Here is a 21065-nt window from a genome sequence, read left to right as displayed (position 1 = left end):
CAGCATTAATTTGACTTTACGTCACTTTCGGTCTTGTGGCCCCTAATTTTGCTACCTAGGGTCGAAAAAATAGATGATTGTATCAGTAGGGATGGTCATGGATACTCTTTTGCGCGCGATTTGTGCGGCGGTATTTTGCGTCGCTTTCGGATTTTCAGGGAACGTTGCAAGGGCTCAGACGGCGCTACCAATCAAAGCTGCTGCAGGCGAAACTGTCAGGCTTGATCCTACTGGTGCAATTGACCTTCCCTCTTCGTCACTGACCCCATCATGGCGTTGGACTTTGCGTCCCTCTGGCAGTGTTGCCAGTTTCAGTGACCCTGCCGCCCTGCGCCCGGACGTCACCCTTGATCTGCCCGGCACCTATGAAGCCACGGTCGAGTTTCTGGATGCAAACGGTGGCGTTGCGGCGCAGGCGGTTGTCAGCTTTGGCTCTGACAACCTTGCACCCGTTGCACGCGCGCGTCTGCGCGGCATGCCCGGTGACGACACCCTGCTGACGCTTGATGGGTCTGCCAGCTTTGATGTCGAGGGCGACGCGTTGACCTATCTGTGGGGCATTGTCACAGCCCCCGCCGGATCCACCGCGACCATCGCAGATCCGCAGGCAGCGCTTTCAGGTGCCACGCTTTCCACACCGGGTGATTACACGTTCTCCCTTACTGTGCAGGACGCGGTCGGTAATCTGTCGGCGACCAGCACGGTTGACGTGACGGTGACAGGGGGGGCAACGGGTCTTGATCTCCAAAACAGCCTGAGCACGTTCAACCTGATCACTGAGGGCTATTTTGGCAATCAGGAGGTCGAAGGGCGGACATATATCGACAGCTACATCGAAAGCGTTACAGGCCAGTTCGGCTATGCGCCCGCGCAGGACGGGTTGCCCTACGCCGAAATGTACATCAACGGCGATCTGCGCAATTCGACGATCAATCTGACACCCGGCGACGAGCTGCGTATCTCTGGCGTGCAAAGCAATTCCAACGTGAACAACGGTACATTAGTCGAAAACGCGACCGATCTGCCGCCGTTCAACTTTCAGGCGTTCCGGGACACAGCCGCGTTCCTGGCCACCCTGACGGGCGCGCCTGCCGATGTGTCTGATCAGAACAACAAGAAGTTTGGCGGTGCCCCCAATGCGATTGCCGCCGAGGCGATCTTTGGCGCGCGTACCCGTGTTGTCCAAACGCATATGAATGATCTCAAGACCGGCGGGTACTCCATCGACCTGAACGGCACCGACACGGTTCTGATCAATGTTGCTGGCAAGTTTGGTGATTTCCAGATGAACCCGCTGGGTGGCACCGGATACGCCGGACGTGTGATCTGGAACTTCTACGAGGCCACGTCCATCAAGGTGAACACGCCGATTGTCGGGCATGTTCTGGCCCCCTATGCTTGGATGAGCGGCTTTGCAGGGTCTTCTGAAGGGACGGTCATTGCCTTAAACGTGCAGCTGTCCAATGGCGAGTTGCACCAGCAGCCCTGGCTTGGTGTGGTGCCGCAGCCGCTGGGATCAGCGACCAGCGGTGCGGCGCAGTCGGGCCCGGTAGCTGACCTTGGGTTTGATCAATTGGTCGCAACCGTGGGCGAGGCCGTTGTGCTTGATCCCTTTGCATCAAGTGACATTAACGGGGATGTGCTGACACCCAGTGCGTTTATTGCCGTGCAGCCTGCGGGATCGACGCCAAGCCTGAGCACGGATGCCGACGGTCTGGCCACCTTTAGTGCCGATACGGCGGGTGACTATCTGGTGGCGCTGGATGTGTCGGATGCAAACCGCAGCGACCAGGATCAGGTGCTGATCGTTGTTGGGCCCGATGCGACGGCGCGTCCCGTTGCGCGTATTGGTGATGTCACCAGCGCGCCATTGAACGCACGTCTGGTGCTGGATGGCAGCCAAAGCTATAATCTTGATGGCGCGTTGATCAGCCACACCTGGATCTTGCTGTCAGCACCTGTGGGCAGCGCCGCCGCACTGGAAGTCGAGCGAACGGGTTTTGTCGCACTGGCACCCGATGTTGCCGGTGACTACATTGTTCAGCTTCAGGTTGCGGATGATGCCACTGCGGGCGTGCCGGATACCATTCTGGTGCGCGTCGAAGATACATTACCGCTGGCGCAGGCCGGGCCCGATCTACTGGCGGGCCAGACAGGGACGGTCCCGCTGGACGGGTCGCTTTCCTCCAGATCTGCGGCGCTGTCCTATGCGTGGTCGGGCATCGGCCTGAACGGTGACGGCGGGGTTGTCTCGCTTAACGAGGCGGGCCTTGTCATGCCCGAAGTCTCGTTTGATCTGCGCACGGGCCGGTTCCGTGACGTGATCTCGCAGGCCTCCGTCTATCACCTCAAGCGGTCGGATCGTGGTGGGTTGTGCCAATTCGACACGCGGTTGCCTGCTGATTTGCGGGGTACCAATGCCTCCGAACAAATCAAAATCAAGCTGCGAAACCGGGGCAAGCGGACCGACAACGGGACCACATTTCAGGTCTGGGAAATCGAAAACAAGAAGAGCCATACCCGTCAGGTGACCCTCGAAGATGCCGCCGGAAATGCCTATGGAAGTTTTGTCGTGCCGGGCAAAACCAGCGTGCATGTCACCACCCCTGACATTGGCACCACAAAGCTGAACGCGCAGGTTGATGGCGTCACCCGTGCAAGCGCGCGCTACAAGAACAAGCCGTTCAACCGCAATAATCCTGTCTGTACGGGCATAGGGTCGGGCGTTGTGCAGCTTATTGTTGCGGATGGGAGCGTGCCTTCATTGCCCGATACGGTCTTTGTCGGAAATAGCAACATCCGCCCTGTATTGGTCGCAGGGCCAAAATTTGAAGCGCTGGCAGAAGCGACAGTGAATTTTGACGCCGCCCTTTATGGCACGGACGCCAACGGGGATGCTCTGAGCTATGGCTGGTCGTTGATTGCCCGACCGGCGGGCAGCTCGGCTGCTCTGGCGGCCCCTGTCACGGATGGCCCGCTGCTGGACTTTGTACCCGACCGCGCAGGTGTTTACCTGTTGCAGGTCACTGCCAATGACGGCGCGATGATCGCGGTCCCTGCCGTGATCGAAGTCGAGGTCATAAACTCTGCACCCGTCGCCACGATAAGCGGTGATGCACAAGCCTTTGTCGGCGAGACAGCCACCCTTGATGGGTCCGCCTCTTTTGATCCGGATGGCGATGCGCTCAGCTTTGAATGGGTGCTGGTGTCAGCACCGCAGGACAGCGTCGCCATATTGGCCAGCAGCGATCAGCCGATCATGTCTTTCGTTCCGGATCGCCGTGGTGATTATGTGTTCAGCCTTGTGGTCTCTGATGGTTTGCTTGATAGCCCTGCCGCGACCTGGACCCTGACAGCCCCGAATCGTGCGCCGGTTGCGGCCCTGACCGGGTCCGCCGAGATCGATCTGAACGCTGAGGAAATCTATTCTGCGGCCGCGTCCAGTGATCCGGACAATGACCCCCTCACATTCAGCTATGCGATCCTTGCGCAGCCCGCAGGTGCCGACCCGTTTCTGAGCGATCTGGGCAATGCGCAGGTTGGGTTCATCGCCGATCTGGCTGGTGATTACACGCTGGAGGTTACCGTTTCGGATGGCCTGCTAAGCAACATCCAGACCTTTGAAGTCACCGCGCTGGCGGGCAATGCCGCGCCTGTTCTGGGGCCGCTCAATGCGTCCTATACGGTTGAGCTGGGTCTGGAACTTGCCCTTGACCTGACCGGCGTTGACCCCGATGGCGATGCGGTCACTTTCTATGCCACACCGCTGCCGCTTGCCTCGGGAATCACATTGCAAGCTACAAACGGTCAAGTGCGTTTTCGTCCCGAAGCAGGGCAAGTTGGCAGCTATTCGTTTACGGTTGGGGTGTCTGATGGCACGCTCACCGATGAGGCCGTGTTGAACATCGAGGTTGTCGAAGCAGACTTTGGTGATACGGCAATCTTTGGCCGGGTATTGGATGCACGGGACTTTGCCAATGGCACCATCACACCAGTCAGTAATGTTCCAGTGCGTCTGCGCGATGCCGCCCTGATGACTTCGACATCGGTTGATGGTACGTTTGATTTTGGCAGCCTCGCGGCGGGCAGTGATCTTGTGCTCGTTGAACCCTCTGCGGCGGGTGGGCCAGGTGGCTATCTGTCTACTCTGCGTGCCATCTCTATCACTGAAAACCAGAACCGTGATTTGGCGCCTGACTTTTTGCTGGTGCCGCTTGACGATGGCTGTGCCGCTATTGTTGCAGGCGTCGATACCGTGCTGAGTGGCACTGTCTCGGGCGTCAATGTGTCGATACCGGCGGATTCCGTGCAAGATACTGCGGGCGATCCATACGCAGGCCAGATCTGTCTGGGCTCCTTGCCGGACATGTTTGATCATCCCGGTTTTGACGAAGACACGCAGGCGTGCCGTATCTATGCGCTGGACGCGCCCGGTGCGGTATTCACACAGCCGATTTCTGTTGTCGGTCCGAACCTTGATAACCTGCCTGAGGCAACGCGCCTTGAGTTGTGGCGTGTGAACGATCTCAACGGGCGCTTCCGCCGGATTTCGCCTGCAGGCGTTGATACGGGTGGGGCAACCGTCAGCGCCACTCTTTCAGATGTAAACCAATCAGCGTTGTTTACCTTCCTGCCACAGTCACCCCGTACAGTTGCATCAGGCGATATGCCAAATGGCGTGCGGATGTTGACGCCATTCGAGGGCGACAATGCGACCACCTATACCTTGCCCGGATACACAGCCTTTGGGCAGTCACAGCTAGTTGGGCTGACGTACCACAGCCAAGCCGCGAACCCCTCTGTGATCATCTCAGGCGATGTGACCATTGCGGCTGATGCGTCCTTGCCTGTCACATTAAGCACGCGCCTTGATCTGGGTGGATTGTCGGTCAACGACACCAATCAATGGACGCCGCGCATTGCTGCAGACGGCACAACCCCCGCCCTAGTAGGCGAGGCTGTGACCCTGCGCCAATCCGTTCCTTTTGATGGCTCGGGCATTGCGTCGGGCCGCTACGATGCACAGTTCGTCGCCCGTGCGCAATACGATTGTTCGATTGTGAGTGCAGGCCACAGTGCAGAGATCTACGTCCAGAACGAAACCGACAGCCCGTATGGCAGCGGCTGGTCGATTGATGGCTTGCAAGAGCTGGTGGTCAATCCGGACGGCACGGTTGCCATTATCGATGATGACAGCGTCACACCGTTTGATCCGCTCAACGACTTTACCGAATTTGACGACGAACCCTTGGTTCTGCCCGGTTTTGGTGTCGAAGACTTGATGGTCGCTGATTTTGACGGCAACGGTACAACGGACATTGTTTTCCCGAACTCGGGCTCAGGATCTTTGTCGGTTGCCCTGAACGCAGGCGGGCGCGACATCTCTATTGTGAATGAGGTGGCAGTATCCGAGCCAAGCGATGTGCCTGACACCGGGCGCTATTTCCCCAATTTGCTGGCAGCGGTTGGAGTTGACTACACCAATGACGGCATTCTGGATGTTGTCCATTCCAGCCAGACATCCCAACAGTTTGGCGTCGCCGAAGGCGATGGCTTTGGGAACTTCGTCAACGAAAACCTCACCAACGACCGGCCTTCTGATTTTGCGCTTGTTGATCTGGATGGCGACGGATTCGAAGACATTGTAACCCCCGGTCGCACTGGCTTCTTTGTGATCCGCTCAAACGTGACTGTTTACTTTGGCAGTGCGGATGGCTTTGACCAAGAAGTCGTTGCAACCTTTGACTTTGGCGTATCCAGCCAAGTGGGCGGCGTGCAAATCGAGGTTTCCGATATCGATCAGGACGGGCGGTTGGACGTTGCCGTCCGCTCGCGCAGGGGTGTGAACATTGCGTTCAACAACGGCGACCGGAACTTTACCCGTGATGTGTCGGACCTCGGCGAGGGTGGGGAGAACCTTCTGGGTGAATTTGCCAAATTTGCCGACCTCGACGGTGACGGCCTGCAAGACATGATCTGGTCGGCCCAAAACCAGTTCGACTTTTACAAGAACGTGGATGGCCGCAGCTTTGCAGCGCCCGTCGCCCTGCAACGCCCTGTGGCAACGGCAACTGCAGCGCCGATTGCCTTGTTTGACGTGAACAGGGATGGCATTCTCGACATTCTTGTGTCTGGCAACGACGATGACGCATCGGTTTTGACGCAAACACTGTTTGTTTTGCCCGGGGTGGGCGATGGGACATTCGAGCCCTCGGTCTCCACCGACTTTAACCATGGCATCCGGCAGCTTGTGGTCATTGACGTGGACGGCGATGGCGGCCTTGACCTTGTAAGTTCGCAGCGGTTCTCTGTCACCGTTGATTTCTCCAAGCCATCGGACGATGGCCGCTATGTTTCTGGCAACGGTGACTTCTCGACTTTAGCAGCATTGCCCGGCGGAGGATGGGAGCGGCGCTACAAAGATGGCAGCACGGTTATCTTCAACGAAGATGGACGCCAAACTGCCGAAGTAGACACGTATGGCCAGCGCCGTGACTACGCCTATGACGCATTGGGCCGGCTTGCCACGATCACCGATCAGGTTGGCGGGCAGACCGTGTTTGCCTATGCCGCTGACGGCTTGCTGCAATCCATCACATATCCCGACGGGCGCATCACTGAATTCAACTACAGCGCATTAGCGCAGCTGAGCAATGTTGAGGAACCAACAGGCTCGCAAGTCAGCTTTGCTTACGACGAAAACAACCGCCTGATTTCGACCACGAACCAGAACGGCAATGCCACGCTCTACACCTATGACGGCGTTGGAAACATGAGCGGTGCGACATTGCCTGATGGATCCAACATCAACAATCAGGTTGCTGCCTCTTTGGGCCTGACCGATGGCCTTGGCGGGTTGGCGGCACAGCCGCTGACCTATGTGGCACCTGAGGACCGGACAACAACTGTGACTGACCGCAAGGGTGAGATCACGCAAGTTGTGGTGAACGAATTCGGTTCCATCATCCAGACGACTGATCCGCTTGGGCGGGTTACCACAATGACCCGCAACGATCAGAACCTTGTCACCCGCATAGAGCGGCCCAGTGACGTAGCACCGGGCGGTGTCCGTGTCGACGAGATCACCTACGACAATCTTGCAAATGTGCTTTCCATGACCGAAGCGGTGGGCACACCTGCCGAGCGGTCCATGAGCTATGTCTATGAGCCGGAGTTCAACAATGTCGTGTCGATGATCGACGGGGACGGGTTCGAGACAACTTATGTCTATGACGCATTCGGTGGCCTGCTGAGCACGATTGATCCCGAGGGGGGCACTGAGGCCAAGGTCTACACTGCTGAGGGCAAGCTTGCCTCGCGCACGGACAAGAACGGCAATCTGACCGCATTCGACTACAATGCGGATCAGAACCTGAACAGTGTCACCTATGCAGATGGGTCCGTCACGCAGATGACATATGATGCTACTGGCAACACCACGATGATTGCCGAAGCAGCGGGCACTGCCATCGAGCGGCAGGTCCAGCGGACTTATGATTCGCTGAACCGTGTGCTGACTGTTGAAGTGACCGGCGCTGACGGCGCACAGATCGATGGTGTGACGCAATACAGCTATCTGCCTGCAGGCAACCTTGCGACGGTGACGGACGAGACGGGCCTGATCACGTCAATGGGCTATGACGGCTTGGAACGTCTGGTGGCACTAGATGATCCTGCGGAGGGCTTGATCCGCCGTACGTACAACGCCGCCGGCGAAGTGACTGAGCACATCAATGGCGATGATGAAATCCATGCTTATGCCTACGACAGTGTCAGCCGCCTAACCCAAACTACAGACCCCGAAGGCTTTGTGAAATCGTTCAGCTATGACACCCGCGACAACATCCAAACGGTGACAGACGGCGGCGGGGGTGTGACCACATTCGGCTATGATACCCGCGACCGGATGACAACGCGCACCAACCCCATCGGTCAGACCATGGCACGCAGCTATGACGCGCGTGACAACCTTGGCACTCTGACCCGCGAGGACGGCACGGTAGAGACCGCCAGCTACGACGGTTTGTCGCGCCGCACCCAAGTGGTGACACCCGACAACACGCTGACCTACGCCTACGACGCGCGTGGCAATCTGACCGAGGCCGCAGACGACGACAGCCGCGTGACCTTTACCTACGACCTGCGCAACCGGTTGGAGACAACCACCACTGACGGCACCGTCGGCCCGCAGCCACAGGTGACATTGAGCTACACCTACGACGAGCTAGACCGCCGTTTGACAATGTCGGATTCTCTGGGTGGTACCACCAGCTATGCCTATGACCCCGAAGACCGCCTGACCGACCTGACGGCACCTTGGGGCACGGTCTATAGCTTTGGCTATGACGGCGAGGGACGGCGCACGTCTTTGACGTCTACATCAGGCCGCGTGTCGAACTACGGCTACACCAACGGCCTGCTGACCGCGCTCAACCACGCGCAGTCTGGGGTGGCTTTGACCGATCTGGCGTATGAATACGACGTTGACGGTCAACTGACCGCGATCTTGGATGCGATTGATCCTGAGAAGTCCAAGTTTATAAACTACGATGATCTGAACCGTCTGGTTCAGGTGGATGAGGGGATACCACCGATTGCTGGCGGCACACCCTTGCCGGTCGAGGACTATGTCTATGACGAGGAGGGCAACCGCACTGCATCGCATTTGTCTGCGATCTATGCGTCGAATGATCATAACCAACTGCTAGAAGACGAAGATTTCACCTACGCCTACGACGCCAAGGGCAACCGCGTGTCGAAGACAGCGAAGGGGGGTGGTGCGGTTGAGACGTATACGTACAATAGTCATAACCAACTCATCGCCTACAACTCACCAAACACGACTGCGGCTTATGCGTTTGATGCTCTAGACCGGCGGATCTCAAAAACAGTTGATGGGACGCAGATCGCGTACATCTACGATTCTGGTTCTAACAATCCATTGGCCCATGAGGATATTTTATTGGAATTTGATACCGCTGGATCACCAGTTCTGACACGTCGCTGGACGCATTCCCTTAGTGTTGATGAACCGATTGGCTTTGAAGATTATGCGGAAAGTTCCGGCGCGGGGTCCGGTGCTGAACGTGCTATGTTCGCAGACCGTCAAGGGTCGGTTCTTTGGATTGCAGAGCCTGCGGGTAGAGCGGTCGTCGCAGCTTATGAGTATGATGGGTTTGGGGCAATAACCCAAACGCAGGGTACTTTAGCCCAGCCTTACGGGTATACTGGTCGTGAGTTTGATGCGGAGAGTGGCCTCTACCACTATCGCGCAAGGGCTTATGATCCTAGTGGTGGTTTCTTCTTGCAGGCAGACCCTATTAATTTTGAGGGTGGGCAATTCAGCCTCTATCAATACGTTGCCTCCAACCCATTCGGTGCAACTGACCCCGAAGGTCTGATGAGTACCGTCGAAATGAGCCAAGGGATGGTTCTGCAACAAGCGGAGAGCATGCACGCAAATACAAGAATGTTCGCTGGTATCGCTGGTCTGGCTGGATCAACTGCACGCTATTTGCTCGAAATGAAGCTATTTACTGGCGGCATAAAACCGAGCTCAATTCCGGCGGACTATGGTATTTGTAGTCCAGCAACTACGGCTTGGTTCGATTCGATGAAGACGCATAACATCGGTAGCTGTGGCAAAGGCAAAGCAAGTATTGGCCCAAACTTGATCTTGATGGGTAAGATCCAGAAGGATGTCTGGGTTAGGACACTGGAGCTTTCGATGTGCTATTCCGGAGGGGCACGTGGTGACAAAACCCACCCTGCTCACATTGGAATACTTTTCAAAAAGCAGGATAATTGTCGGAAGCGCATACGTAATGCTATGGCCTCGGCGAAATAGCGTTGAAGAGGTAGCGTAAGTGGACCTATCGAGACTGTCTCAAGAATTGGCAAGTACCTTCGGCAAATCGACAAAACCCGTCACATTATTAGCCATAAGTCGCGAAACACGTGACAGGTATGCAGATCAGGTCGCTGCTCTAGAAAGCATGGATTGGGAAAGCGGAACGCCAAGCGATTTGGATGCCTTCTATGAGCCGAACCCAGCGCTAAGCAGTGCAGGATACCGGTATCTCATACCCAAGGTCTTTGCATTCTGCCTACGTTGGCCTAATTTGGATAAGCATATTATTGACGTCATGCTCATGTTGCCCTTCCTTATTGATCAAGAAGGTTTGATTGACGGTTACACAAAACAAGAAAAGAAACTTCTTTGGGAATTCCTAGAAGAAGGTCACAAGCTAATCGGCGATGATATTTTCGAAAATCACGGTGCTGCGGCTGTCGCTTTGAAAGCCAAATTGCTTTGCACGTGATAGCCGCAGTATCTTACTTGTCAGTCCAACCGCAACCGTACCACAAAATCCGGCCAGTCAGGTGCGCTGCCGTCCGGTGCTTCTATACGCACCAAGGTGGGCAGACGGCTTGTGTCTTCCCAAGTATCTTGCCAGCCAGGAGGGGATGCTGTGTCAGAGTAGTACGAAAGGCGTGGGGAAATGCCAGTTGCCAAGATACCCTCGACACGACTGACTTCAGCGCCTTCATCATCAATGGATTGAGCAGTCATTAATATCTGCGTTCCGGATGTGGTGACCGACACACGCAAAGCTGCGGCATCAGGCGCGAATGGTGTTTCGGACAGGGTAAAGAAGCTGAATCCGTCTGTGTGGCCCACAAACTGCGCCGGAATGGGTGTAAGGCGCGAGGGTGGGATGGCCTGACGTGTCCAGATGCGCAAACGGCTGCGCAGGGCTATTTCCTCGGCTGAGGCGGATATCGTTGCCGAGCGGTCCCAGACACTGACTGCCAACCCCAAAGCGCCCGCTAAGCCAGTTGCAATCATGGCGAGCAGGGCCAGTGCTACAAGCAGCTCGAACAGGCTTAACCCGCTACGGCTGTTCATCGGGGATCACCTGCATCTGCGCCGTGGCCAGCATGGTGCCGCGCTGATCCTGAACGGTCACCTCAACGTGCAGCGCAGTTAAGTCACTGCCGGCGATTAACGTACTTTCGATGTTTTCGGTCACCGTCCATGTACGGTAGGTGTCTGTTGTCGCTGACGGCAACAAGGGCGCTACGATGCTTAGCATATCGAGGCGCGACATGGCGTAATCTAGCGCCAAAGCGCGGTCCTCGATATTGCGTAAGCGGGTCAGCATGTCCGTTTGACGCGGCAGCAATACCGATAGGATCATGGCCATGATGGCGAAAGCCAATAGGACTTCGAACAAGGAATATCCAGCTTTTGCGGGCTTCATTGTACCGCGTCCTGAATGAGGCGGCCGGACAGGGCAGAGACGCGTAATCTACGGACCAGACCCGCGTGTGACACACAAACTTCAGGGCCTTTTGCGGTCCCATCGGGGTAAAACCAGATAAGGCCATCATCACCGTCACAATCGGCCACAGGCATTGACATGCGAACCTGAGTTGAGACCGCACGGTTGCGCGTTGTCGTTGCTGTGCGCAGCACTTGGGTGACCGCATTGTCCAATTGCAGAGCAGGGGGTGGTTGCCTGAGAGCTGATACTGCAACGCCTGTGACCACGGCCAAAATCGCGAGCGCTACCAGCGTCTCCAACAGGGAAAAGCCAGCGTTTGAGGGGGGAAAGGAACCCTTAGAACGCGACATCGTTCAGCGACATAATGGCAGAAACCGTGGACAGGATGATGCCGCCAACGCTGACACCAATGACAAGCGTGATCAGCGGGGTGATAAGGCGGATTGCTTGGGCCAAAGTGCGGGCGCTGCGGGCGCGAAGATCAATCACCAGTTGGTCCAACACCGGTATCATCTGATCGGTTTCTTCGCCAGCTTCCAACATCGCGCCTGCCATCGGATCAACAAGCGGGCTGCGTGATAGGCCATCTGACAGCGCCCCGCCTGCCATAATGCGGTCCTCTGTTTGAGTTAAGAGGGCGCGGTAAGCGGGGTGGCGGGTCGTGGCGCGGGCGGTGGCCATTGCACGTGGCAGCGACGCACCGCTGGATAGCATCAGGGCCAGTGTTTGCAGAATCTTGAGGGTCTCTGACTGGCGTAAATATCCACCCAGTATGGGCAGGCGCAACGCGATACGTGCGATGAAATTGCGGACGGGGTGCCTGAGTAAGCGCGACGCCATCAACACTGCGCAAAAGGCGATCAAAATCGCAGGCCACTGCGCCAAGATCACTTCTCGCAAACCCACCATCAAACGCAACACGGTTGGCAGCTCGGCATCTGCCGAGGCAAAGACGGGCGCAAGGGTTGGGGCCAGAAAGAAAACCAGCAGCGCCATCACCAGCAATGACATGACCACAAGGATCACGGGGTAAATCAACGCACCGCGCAACTCGCGCCGTTGTTCAGCCTCGGACGCGAGGGTGACGGCGATACGGTCGGTAACATCCGCCAAACGGTCTGCGGCCTCGCCGATCTCGACCATGGTGACCAATCGATCAGGAAAGAAACTGCCCGCGCTGCGCAAAGCTTGTCCCAAAGTGCTGCCATCGCGGACATCTCTTTGAACACGGCTCAGGGCCTGGGCCATCGCACGGTCTTTGGTATTGCCTTCGCAAAAACGCAAGGAGCGCAGCAAGGCAAGCCGCACCTTAAGCAGTCCTGCGAGTGTCTTGAAGAAATGTTCAAGTGCGTCGGGCTTTGAACTTTGTGCGCCGCCAAAAGACAGATCACGCTGCCACCACGGCAAGGACTGTCCACCAGCCTTCAAAGAAACCGGTGTTAGCCCTTGCGCAGACAATTGATCAAGGGCTGCCACATCTGATGGCGCCTGAACTTCGCCTGTCTCCAGCGCGCCGGAGGCCGTGTAGGCAGAATAACTAAAAAGAGGCATATAGCGGACAACCCAAAAACAAGCGCCGTTTCAACTTGTCGGTGAAGCCCGCGCTAGTCAATGATCCGGTGGCCAGTTGGGGGTATGCCAATTCCAGTCCGGATCAGCCCATCCGCGCTCGAAATCCGTTTGCGCAGCTCTGCCGTGATTGACTGTGACTCGTGCCCGTTGCGAATGACGCGTGGCGTAATCAGCACCAACAGTTCTGTCTTTCGAACTCTGTCCTTGCGATTGCGAAACAAGGCGCCGACGACCGGCACATCGCCCGCGCCCGGCACTTTCGAATTGGTACGGTTCCGGCTTTCCTCGATCAACCCGCCCAAGGCAATGGTCTGGCCGTCAGAAACCACTACACTTGTCTCAATTTTGCGGGTTGAAATAGTCGGGCTATCGATGCCCGAGGTGGTGGTATTGGAAACGGACGACACCTCTTGCTCGATATCCAGCACGACCTGTCCTGAACGCGACACGCGGGGTTTCACCTTGAGAATTATGCCCGTGTCACGGAAAGAGATGGTGTTGACCACTGGTGCGGCAGGATCAGACGTGTCGCGCACTTGCTGCGTTGCTATCGGCACTTCGTCACCGATCTGGAGCCGCGCTTCTTGATTGTCGACCACCAGAAGGCTGGGCGAGGATACAACATCCACATCCGTCACAGCATTAAGCGCGTTCAGTGCCACCCGTGCATCGGTGCCCTGAAACAGGAACGACAGACCGGGAAAGTTTGAAGCTACACCGCCATTGCTGGCATCCGAGAATGTCGCACTTGCGTCACCACTTTCAAAGAACCAGCGCAGGCCAAAATTCAATTCATCATTCAGGGTGACTTCGGCAATTGTGGCCTCAAGCAACACCTGCACAGGCGTCGTATCAAGGGTTTGTATCAGCCGGGAGAAGCTTTCTTGTTCGTCACTGTTGCCCCACACAATAACTGCGTTCTTGGTATCATCTGCCACAACCCGCGGTTTGCCATCGGTTGTGGGGCTCCCTTCTTCTTTGACGACATCGTCGACCATCTCGGAAAGGATCGGAGCCAGTTCTGTGGCACTCCGGTTTTGCAAGCTGTAGACAACAGGCCTGCGTTTTTCGCCGCCTGCGGTGCGGTCCAAATCACGAATCCAGCGTTCGGCCTGCGCCAGATATTTGGAACGCGAGCTGACGACGATGACTGCCGACAGGCGCTGTGACGGGATAAAGGACACTACGTTTTGTAAGCTGCCGCCATCGGCAGTCTCAAAGATCAGATTTAGTTCTTCAACCACCGCCTCTGGCTCGGCGGCGCGTAGACGGTACAGGCCCACGGACTTGCCCTTGAGGACGTCGACATCAAACAGGTTCACCGCATCAATTGCTGCGTTAATTTCATCTCGGGTCCCTGAGATCAGCAAGATGTTGCGATTTGGGATGGGCTGCAGGCGTACGGTTTCGCCGGCAATCGGGTCCAGCAGGCGGATCATCTCGGCAGTGCCGATGTATTCAAGCGGCATTGCAACCACACGCGATCCGATGGTCTGGGGTTGGCCTGTGCGCGCGATGCGTTGTGCGGCACCTGCACGTGGCACGATCGTGATTAACCCACCTGAGGTTTGCAAGGCCGCGCCGTTCAGCTCCAGAATGGTTTGAAATGTCTCTAACAGAGCTTTTTCTGACAGAGGTCGCGTAGTTTGAAGGGTGACCGACCCTTCGACACCTGGCTTGATTGTGTAGTTTTTCTTGAGCGCATCGCCCAGCACGGCTTTGGCTGCTTGTGCAATCGGGACGTCTAAAAGGTTCAGCGTGATGGCACCATCATCAGAAACCTGAAACAGGTTTTTTTCGCCGCGTGGCTCGTTGAGAAATTCGTCTGTACCCACAACCCGTCGCTCTGGTGCAGGACCGGTTAAATCACGCCTAAAGGCATTGGTTCCGTCACCACGTGCAGACCCGCGGGCGTTGTTTTGGTTTGCCAACAAAGGTGCTGTGTCCTCGCGGCTGACCAATGCGCCATCTTCACAAGCAGCCAACAACACTGTGGCCAAGAGGATTGCAATCAGGCGGCGAATGTCGAAAAGGGGTGCTAGGGTCATTTCTGGTACATCTCTATTCGGATAGTTTCATCATCTAGGTTCAATTCAAGCCAGTCGGTGCCGATGTTGGTGACTGTCCAGCCTGCGATAGTTGTGCCTGTTGTGATCCAAATCGGATCACCGCCTGCGTTGGCCACAAGTGCGCTGTTCGTATTGTCCGTTCCCATCACGCCCAAGAGACCAAGGTCAGGAGCGGGTGCTTTTGTCGGCTCGGGTGTCGGTTCGCGCACTTCTTGCTGTGCAACGACTTCGATTTCGGGTTCAGCAACCACAGGGCGGCGGCCCGGGGCGAACAAAGGTCTTTCCAGCAAGGCAGCATAGAAGACATCGGGGCGTTTGCGGCGCGGGGAGGGATCATTGCCCTTAAGGTCTGTCGCTGTAGTCGCGCTGTCAGGTCGGCTAAGATCGGGCAGGGGGGGTTGCTGGTGGTATACATCCACGGCCCAATAGCCTGCTGCAACAACTGTTCCCGCAAGGGTCAATGTACCTGCTGAGGTGAGAAGCCCGGAAATCACTGGTTCACCTCCGCATCAAGAACCACGGGGGCAGAGATGTCGATTTGCGCAAAGACCAATGGTTGCGGCTGATCTGTGTTGGGCTTGTTCAACCGCCGCAGACTCGCCTTTTCGACAAGCAAGGCGGGCGAATGGTATTCGACGGCCTGTAAGAACGACACCAGCTGATCTAAACTGGATTCCATCTCAAGACGAAACCCTGCGGCCTGTGCCAGTGTCAGATCGCGGGCGCGTGTCGGGCTGATGGACCGCAGGCTGATCCCGCGTTCCGAGGCGAGTTTGGACAGTTGGGATTGGATACGCGCTGTGGCCACGCCGGTTTGTGCCGCGCGCCACAAGATGTTCAATTCTTCGTTGCCGGACAGTTGATCGCGTTCATCTTCAAGCCCGCTGATGCGCGTTTGAAGCTGGCGAATTTCTGCAACGGCTTGAGGCCGCTTGCTCAAAGCAGCAGACCGCCAGTCTTGCAAGGGAGCCAGCACTGCAAACCAGATCAATGCGCTGATGGCTGCCAGCAAAGCCAGCGCCACCACACTATTAAGTATGCGCGTTGCGGACTTCAATTAACCCGCCCCAAATCAACCGATAACTCGAACCGCTCCGCCTGATTGGCGGTCTTTTGCACCGGACCGCTGAGGCGCGGATTGCCCAGCATCCGGCGCCCGCCAAGCTTTAGAACTATTTCGGCGGCAGAGCCTGATGTTTCACCGGTCATAACGATCCGCTGAGGGGAATAGACCATCGACGCGATCCAAACCTCGTCTGGCAAAGCGACGGTCAATTCACGCAAGCTGTCTACCAGCAGGGGACGGCGCAGAATGGTATCAAGGAAAGTCGTGCGCTCGCGGTCCAATCCGCGCAGACCTTCGACCTCGCGGCGCAGATCAACAGCTTGAATTTGCAGGTCTTGAGCCTGTGCTTGCAACACATCTGCTTGGCGGTCGGCGACCCAACTGGGGTACAGCCATGCCGCCAATGCAGCGGTTGTTGCTGCCAGCGCTAGCGCGCCATTGAACAGGCGCAGACCGCGTTGCCATGGAACCAATGCATCGGAAAAATCCGCAATGGGTTGTGCTGTTTGCGCTCCTTGCACAAAAATGCGCCTGATTTGATATCCTTGGGCCTCAAGCCGCATGCGCCATTTCTCAATGTCAGCGCGTTTGACAACCCACTGCGTGACCTCGATTGCACCGTCCTGATTTTGTGGGGTATCGAGCTGCCAATAAACATCTTGTGCGTCGAATGGTGTGTGCTGACGTAAGTCCAGCGTTGCCATTGCGTGCAGTTTGGCGGCCGAGATCTTTGGCGCCTTAATCGTGCGTCTAAGAAACAATTCTGATGGGGCAACCACGTCGATGCGTTTGTGGCGCATATTTTTGACAGGCTTGGGTGTATCTGTGGTCAGCAAATCTTGCGAAAGAGTGCTGCGTCCATTTAATTTGTCAGTCGGAATAAATGTTATAACGCGCGCCAAGGGGTAGCCTGCGAACATGGTCCGCAGCCAATCAGGAACCAACGCGGAAAAACGCGCAGCCACCCATGTGCCTATGCTTGTTGCAGCCTGACTGCTCATTTTACCTGCCACGTTGTTCGGAATTGTTTTCCGCACGTTTTTTTTACACTGTAGGTTACAACCTAAACTATTCATAGACTTATTGCGGTTGCAGCAGCGGAGTGTGGCAGAATTGAATCCCCAGGAATTTCTTACGCGGCTTTGCGACGCGCAAAAGCTGACGGCTGCTAGCGCAAAACGCGCAGCGCTTGGCAGTGAGCAGACCGGAACACCGATTGAGCGAACCTTACTCGAGTTCGGATTAATCGACGAAGACACGCTGTTTTCAGAGCTGGCCGTATATCTAGACCTGCCGTTTGTCAGCGAGGCGGATGTTGACCCCACGTTGATGCGCAGTTTGTCATTGTCCGTTGATTTCCTGCGTCGCGCGGAAGTCGTGCCTGCGCAAGAAACCCAAGAGGGCATTCTGCTGGCCACATCAAATCCCCGCGCCGAAGAGATTGTGCAAAGCATCGGCTATCACCTGCAGTCGCCGGTTAAGTTGGCGCTTGCTGCGCCTTCGATGATCAAAGCCGCATTGGCGCAAACGGGGCAGGAGCCCGCACAAGCGGGTGATGTGGCGTCGGACGAAGACGTCGAGCGGTTGAATGCGCTGGCCAACGATGGGCCTGTGATCAAATTGGTGAATGATATCATCGGTGAGGCCGCGGTGGCCGGCGCGTCCGATATTCATATTGAGGCTGAGGAAAACGCGGCACGGGTGCGGTTTCGGATTGACGGTGTGTTGCAGTCACGTCGCGCGATCCCGCAGGCGCATCGTGCAGCTGTGGCCTCGCGGCTTAAAATCATGGCGAACCTGAACATCTCTGAAAAGAGGCGCCCTCAGGATGGCCGCGCGCAGGTGTCGATGCGCGGACGCTCTATTGATATTCGCCTCTCTACTCTGCCCACACAGCACGGCGAAAGCATCGTGATGCGGCTGTTGGACCGCTCTAGGGTCGCGCTGGACTGGCACGCATTGGGGTATGGCGCAGATCGTATTGCGCAGATCGAACAGGTCGTGAACCGACCAAATGGCATCTTTCTGGTCGCAGGCCCCACAGGGAGCGGCAAGAGCACGACGCTTTATACAGCGCTGTCGGGGCTGGATGCAGAAGCCCTCAAAATAGTGACCGTCGAAGACCCCATCGAATACGCGTTAAACGGCATCAATCAAGTGCAGGTCGAGCCGCAGATCGACATGGATTTTGCGCGGGCTTTGCGTGCGATTCTGCGCCAAGACCCTGACGTCATCATGGTGGGCGAAATCCGCGATCAAGAAACAGCCGAGATTGCAGTGCGGGCCGCTTTGGTGGGCCGTCTTGTGCTGAGTACAATCCACACCAACGATGCGGTGTCCGCCGTCACGCGCCTTATTGATCTGGGTATTCCTGCCTATCTGTTGGCGGATACGTTGCGCGGTGTGTTGTCTCAACGTTTGGTGCGGACCAACTGCGCTGAATGTCGTGGCGTGGGGTGCGATACTTGCGCGGGTTCCGGCAAAGCAGGGCGGACGGTGGTGTCGGAGTTTTTTGAGCCGGGCCCAAAGACCACTGCGGCCATAAGTGCTAGCGCAACGCCCAAAGCATTGCACGCAGCAGCGCGAGATGAAGGTTTCAAACCCATGCGCGAGCAGGCTGAGACACAATGTGCAAAAGGTCAGTTAGATAGGTTGGAATTGGTCAAAGTGTTTGGGTTGGGAGCTGGGGGTGGGTAGCTAACCTTCCAGATCTCTTGTCTCCCGCATCCAGTTCTGGTGCAGGCCGCTTGAGGCATGGAACATCTCCGGAAATCAATGCCACCCTCGATCGCTACGTGAACTGTCACATCCAACTGGGTCATCGACCGTAACTCAATCAAAGTTGAAACGACGAAGCAATTCGCAAGACGACTTTCCAGATAATACAATGCAATACAGCTCGTAGCATTGCGTCGATCAGGTATCGTACAAAAATTCATCAAGCTTGCGCAATTCCAACTGTGGCGTGACAATTCTCTTGAGGCAATACTGCTTGTACGTTGGTGATTTTCTTGCAAGCCAGCTGTGGGCACGAGCGACCAAAAAGGCGTCTTTGCTCAACTCGCTTGGAATGTACTTGGCAGGAATTTTGCCACTAACCGGCCTCATTGCGTCAAGTATTTCAAAGAAATCTTGGAAGTCATCGCCAGCAATCCCCAGATCGTGGACGAGCCTGCTAGAGAGTATATCCTCTCTTTTGTTGATTGGATCTATGGCAAGCTTTTTTAGAGCTGCTTGATAGAAATCAGATTTTGTCAATGAAGCATCCTCTAAAGCGATACAGATCGCTCAATACAAATGCCGTGCCGACGTAAGGCAAGCGGCGCGCAATTGTTCTTCCGATCGGACGAGTAGCTTTGCCGCCAACCTTACTCCATACGCTCGTGCGATAACCGGACTTACCACCTCCCGCGACCCCACCTGTTTTCCCACCAACAAATGCGCCTGTAGCACCGGATGCTCCCCCAAGAGCCGTGTACTTATTGGATGGTAAGATCCCTGGATTTTCGCAAGTACACTTATCTTCCAAGTGATGTATTGCTGTATCGATCAATAAACCAATCCCAAGTCCGATCAAGATAGGAACGAATTCACCAGTCGGATCAACATACCGTCCTGGATTCTGCAGAGCATATCCATAAACTGATGCCCCATCAACCAACCCCAGCGGGTCAGCCTGGATGTACCGCCCCGTCGTAGGATCATATTCGCGCATCCAGTTCTGGTGCAGGCCGCTTGAGGCGTGGAACCACTGGCCGGGGAAGCGCAGGTTGATCGCAGCGCCGGTGCTCACATCCACCCCGCCGAAGGGCAGATAGGACGCCTCCCACACCTTGATCCCGGTGTCGTCCGTCGCAAAGACAGGTCGCCCAATGTGATCCGTCCAGACAAAGAACACCTCATCCGTCTGCCCGTCGACCACCGCCACGCCCTCGAACCAGATGTATTCCTGCAGGAGCGTGGACGCTCCGGTGGCGTAACGGGTTCGAGATCACTCAGACCCTCGCCTGCTGCCGATCGACATCAATCCCGTAGCGCCCGAGAATATCAATCAGAACCGTTTTTTCGGATGCCGTACTGTACCAAAACGTAACACTTTGGTCATGAATCTCAATATCACAGGTGCCATCTGTTGATCGCAATACACAAGACACGTCGCCAATCAGACATACCGTCAAAAGGCCAATAATGCTCTGAACCTCAGACCGTGTCGTAGCGTCTTCGTCCAGCTGGTCCATGTTCTGATAAGAGTGCACATCAAACCGGATGCCGAATGGCAACATTGCGGCAACGGGCTCGAAACCGATCAAACCCGCAAGCAACCCATCCAATGATGGCTGATGGCCTGCGAGACTTCTAACAACAAGAACGCGACCTGCAGGTCCGCCGAGCCAGGCGTTTGCTTCGTAAAGCATAAAAGGCAAAACGGAATGGGGAAAGGGCTCATGAACCGGTATGCAACCAGTTCGTTGACCGGTGTTGGTCCAGACCGGTTCCAAATCCGATTTTGGGATTATCTTCATGTCAAGTCATGTCCTTGGGCATATACCACATATATCAAAGAAAGAGGGATCAAAGAACATTATCAGAGGAAAAACGGGCCTCGGAAGAGGTGGTCTCGGATGTGCCTGATCCGCAGTTTGCGGGTTTCCGTTCAGATCGTATCGCTGCCAACCGCTTTGCCCCGATGACTGGGTCTTCCAATACCCGGATTTTGCGGTTCTGGGCCCGCCGTTTTTGCCGTCAGGAACGTATCGGCAAATGGCACGTGGTCCCCCCGCCTTTGGCTTGGGACCATAGTAAGTGTATGGTTTTTGACCAGGTCCTGCTGGTGTCCACGGTCCTCCGGGGACAACGCCGTTTGGACCTGACGGGGGCACGGCTTGCTCCCCCCGCGGATCCACATAACGCCCCGGATTCTGGAGCGCGTACCCATACACACTCGCCCCATCGACCAGCCCCAGCGGGTCTGCCTGGATGTATCGTCCTGTTGTGGGGTCATAGTCGCGCATCCAGTTCTGGTGTAGTCTGGACTCGGACTGGAACCACTAACCGGGGAAGCGCAGGTCT

14 protein-coding genes and 1 pseudogene are annotated in these 21065 nt (G+C 56.2%); 3 read left to right on the top strand and 12 right to left on the bottom strand.

Annotated features, from left to right (window positions below; translation table 11 throughout):
- Positions 1–283: 283 nt before the first annotated feature.
- Together ABMC88_RS16940 and ABMC88_RS16935 are read left to right on the top strand one after the other, a co-directional pair.
- Positions 284–9847: a PKD domain-containing protein gene (locus tag ABMC88_RS16940; protein ID WP_349578080.1), complete on the top strand. Its 9564-nt coding sequence runs from the start codon at positions 284–286 to the stop codon at positions 9845–9847.
- 19 nt (positions 9848–9866) lie between these two features.
- Positions 9867–10322 (top strand): hypothetical protein, encoded by a 456-nt coding sequence (locus ABMC88_RS16935; protein WP_349578079.1) that lies wholly within the window; start codon positions 9867–9869, stop codon positions 10320–10322.
- Positions 10323–10342: 20 nt separating this feature from the next.
- On the opposite strand, the gene ABMC88_RS16930 is transcribed toward ABMC88_RS16935, so the two are convergent.
- Genes ABMC88_RS16930 through ABMC88_RS16900 form a run of 8 tightly spaced genes read right to left on the bottom strand, consistent with a single transcriptional unit; the run spans position 10343 to position 16996 of the window.
- Positions 10343–10909 (bottom strand): prepilin-type N-terminal cleavage/methylation domain-containing protein, encoded by a 567-nt coding sequence (locus ABMC88_RS16930; RefSeq protein ID WP_349578078.1) that lies wholly within the window; start codon positions 10907–10909, stop codon positions 10343–10345.
- Complete coding sequence (locus ABMC88_RS16925; RefSeq protein ID WP_349578077.1) at positions 10896–11264, bottom strand: prepilin-type N-terminal cleavage/methylation domain-containing protein; 369 nt, start codon at positions 11262–11264, stop codon at positions 10896–10898. Before ABMC88_RS16925 ends, ABMC88_RS16930 begins: the two co-directional genes overlap by 14 nt.
- A complete protein-coding gene (locus ABMC88_RS18580; protein ID WP_439655617.1) occupies positions 11261–11638 on the bottom strand; it encodes a pilus assembly FimT family protein in 378 nt (125 codons plus the stop codon). Before ABMC88_RS18580 ends, ABMC88_RS16925 begins: the two co-directional genes overlap by 4 nt.
- Entirely contained in the window at positions 11625–12839 is a 1215-nt protein-coding gene (locus ABMC88_RS16920; protein WP_349578076.1) for a type II secretion system F family protein, read from the bottom strand. The genes ABMC88_RS18580 and ABMC88_RS16920 overlap by 14 nt, the downstream gene beginning before the upstream one ends.
- A gap of 53 nt (positions 12840–12892) precedes the next feature.
- Positions 12893–14908: a type II secretion system secretin GspD gene (gene gspD, locus ABMC88_RS16915; RefSeq protein WP_349578075.1), complete on the bottom strand. Its 2016-nt coding sequence runs from the start codon at positions 14906–14908 to the stop codon at positions 12893–12895.
- Complete coding sequence (locus ABMC88_RS16910) at positions 14905–15390, bottom strand: hypothetical protein (RefSeq protein ID WP_349578074.1); 486 nt, start codon at positions 15388–15390, stop codon at positions 14905–14907. The genes gspD and ABMC88_RS16910 overlap by 4 nt, the downstream gene beginning before the upstream one ends.
- Before the next feature lie 29 nt (positions 15391–15419).
- Entirely contained in the window at positions 15420–15986 is a 567-nt protein-coding gene (gspM, locus tag ABMC88_RS16905) for a type II secretion system protein GspM (RefSeq protein WP_349578073.1), read from the bottom strand.
- Entirely contained in the window at positions 15983–16996 is a 1014-nt protein-coding gene (locus ABMC88_RS16900; protein WP_349578072.1) for a PilN domain-containing protein, read from the bottom strand. Before ABMC88_RS16900 ends, gspM begins: the two co-directional genes overlap by 4 nt.
- 103 nt (positions 16997–17099) lie before the next feature.
- Between ABMC88_RS16900 and ABMC88_RS16895 the strand changes: the two genes are divergently transcribed.
- Positions 17100–18692 (top strand): GspE/PulE family protein, encoded by a 1593-nt coding sequence (locus ABMC88_RS16895; RefSeq protein WP_349578071.1) that lies wholly within the window; start codon positions 17100–17102, stop codon positions 18690–18692.
- Positions 18693–18911: 219 nt separating this feature from the next.
- On the opposite strand, the gene ABMC88_RS16890 is transcribed toward ABMC88_RS16895, so the two are convergent.
- The 4 genes and pseudogenes from ABMC88_RS16890 to ABMC88_RS18575 all read right to left on the bottom strand — a co-directional run.
- On the bottom strand, positions 18912–19253 hold the full coding sequence (locus ABMC88_RS16890; RefSeq protein WP_349578070.1) for a hypothetical protein: 342 nt from the start codon (positions 19251–19253) through the stop codon (positions 18912–18914).
- Positions 19240–19923, bottom strand: coding sequence for an RHS repeat-associated core domain-containing protein (locus ABMC88_RS16885; RefSeq protein WP_349578069.1), 684 nt, complete (start codon positions 19921–19923; stop codon positions 19240–19242). Before ABMC88_RS16885 ends, ABMC88_RS16890 begins: the two co-directional genes overlap by 14 nt.
- A 67-nt stretch (positions 19924–19990) precedes the next feature.
- Positions 19991–20518 carry a hypothetical protein gene (locus ABMC88_RS16880; RefSeq protein ID WP_349578068.1) on the bottom strand — a complete coding sequence of 176 codons (528 nt, stop codon included), beginning with the start codon at positions 20516–20518 and terminating at the stop codon, positions 19991–19993.
- Positions 20519–20524: 6 nt separating this feature from the next.
- Positions 20525–21028: pseudogene (locus ABMC88_RS18575) on the bottom strand (RHS repeat-associated core domain-containing protein); the annotation flags it as partial.
- Positions 21029–21065 lie beyond the last annotated feature (37 nt).

Origin of the sequence: Sulfitobacter aquimarinus, from assembly GCF_040149565.1 — a bacterium.
Classification (GTDB): domain Bacteria; phylum Pseudomonadota; class Alphaproteobacteria; order Rhodobacterales; family Rhodobacteraceae; genus Sulfitobacter; species Sulfitobacter aquimarinus.
Note: the sequence above shows the minus strand (reverse complement) of the source record. Positions and strands in the feature narration are given on the sequence as shown.

Bases quoted from the DNA above. Each gene is read 5' to 3' on its own strand.
- gspD (WP_349578075.1), bottom strand. From the start codon at position 14,908: ATGACCCTAGCACCCCTTTTCGACATTCGCCGCCTGATTGCAATCCTC.
- ABMC88_RS16930 (WP_349578078.1), bottom strand. From the start codon at position 10,909: ATGAACAGCCGTAGCGGGTTAAGCCTGTTCGAGCTGCTTGTAGCACTG.
- ABMC88_RS16925 (WP_349578077.1), bottom strand. From the start codon at position 11,264: ATGAAGCCCGCAAAAGCTGGATATTCCTTGTTCGAAGTCCTATTGGCT.
- ABMC88_RS16900 (WP_349578072.1), bottom strand. From the start codon at position 16,996: ATGAGCAGTCAGGCTGCAACAAGCATAGGCACATGGGTGGCTGCGCGT.
- ABMC88_RS16880 (WP_349578068.1), bottom strand. From the start codon at position 20,518: ATGAAGATAATCCCAAAATCGGATTTGGAACCGGTCTGGACCAACACC.
- ABMC88_RS16920 (WP_349578076.1), bottom strand. From the start codon at position 12,839: ATGCCTCTTTTTAGTTATTCTGCCTACACGGCCTCCGGCGCGCTGGAG.
- ABMC88_RS18580 (WP_439655617.1), bottom strand. From the start codon at position 11,638: ATGTCGCGTTCTAAGGGTTCCTTTCCCCCCTCAAACGCTGGCTTTTCC.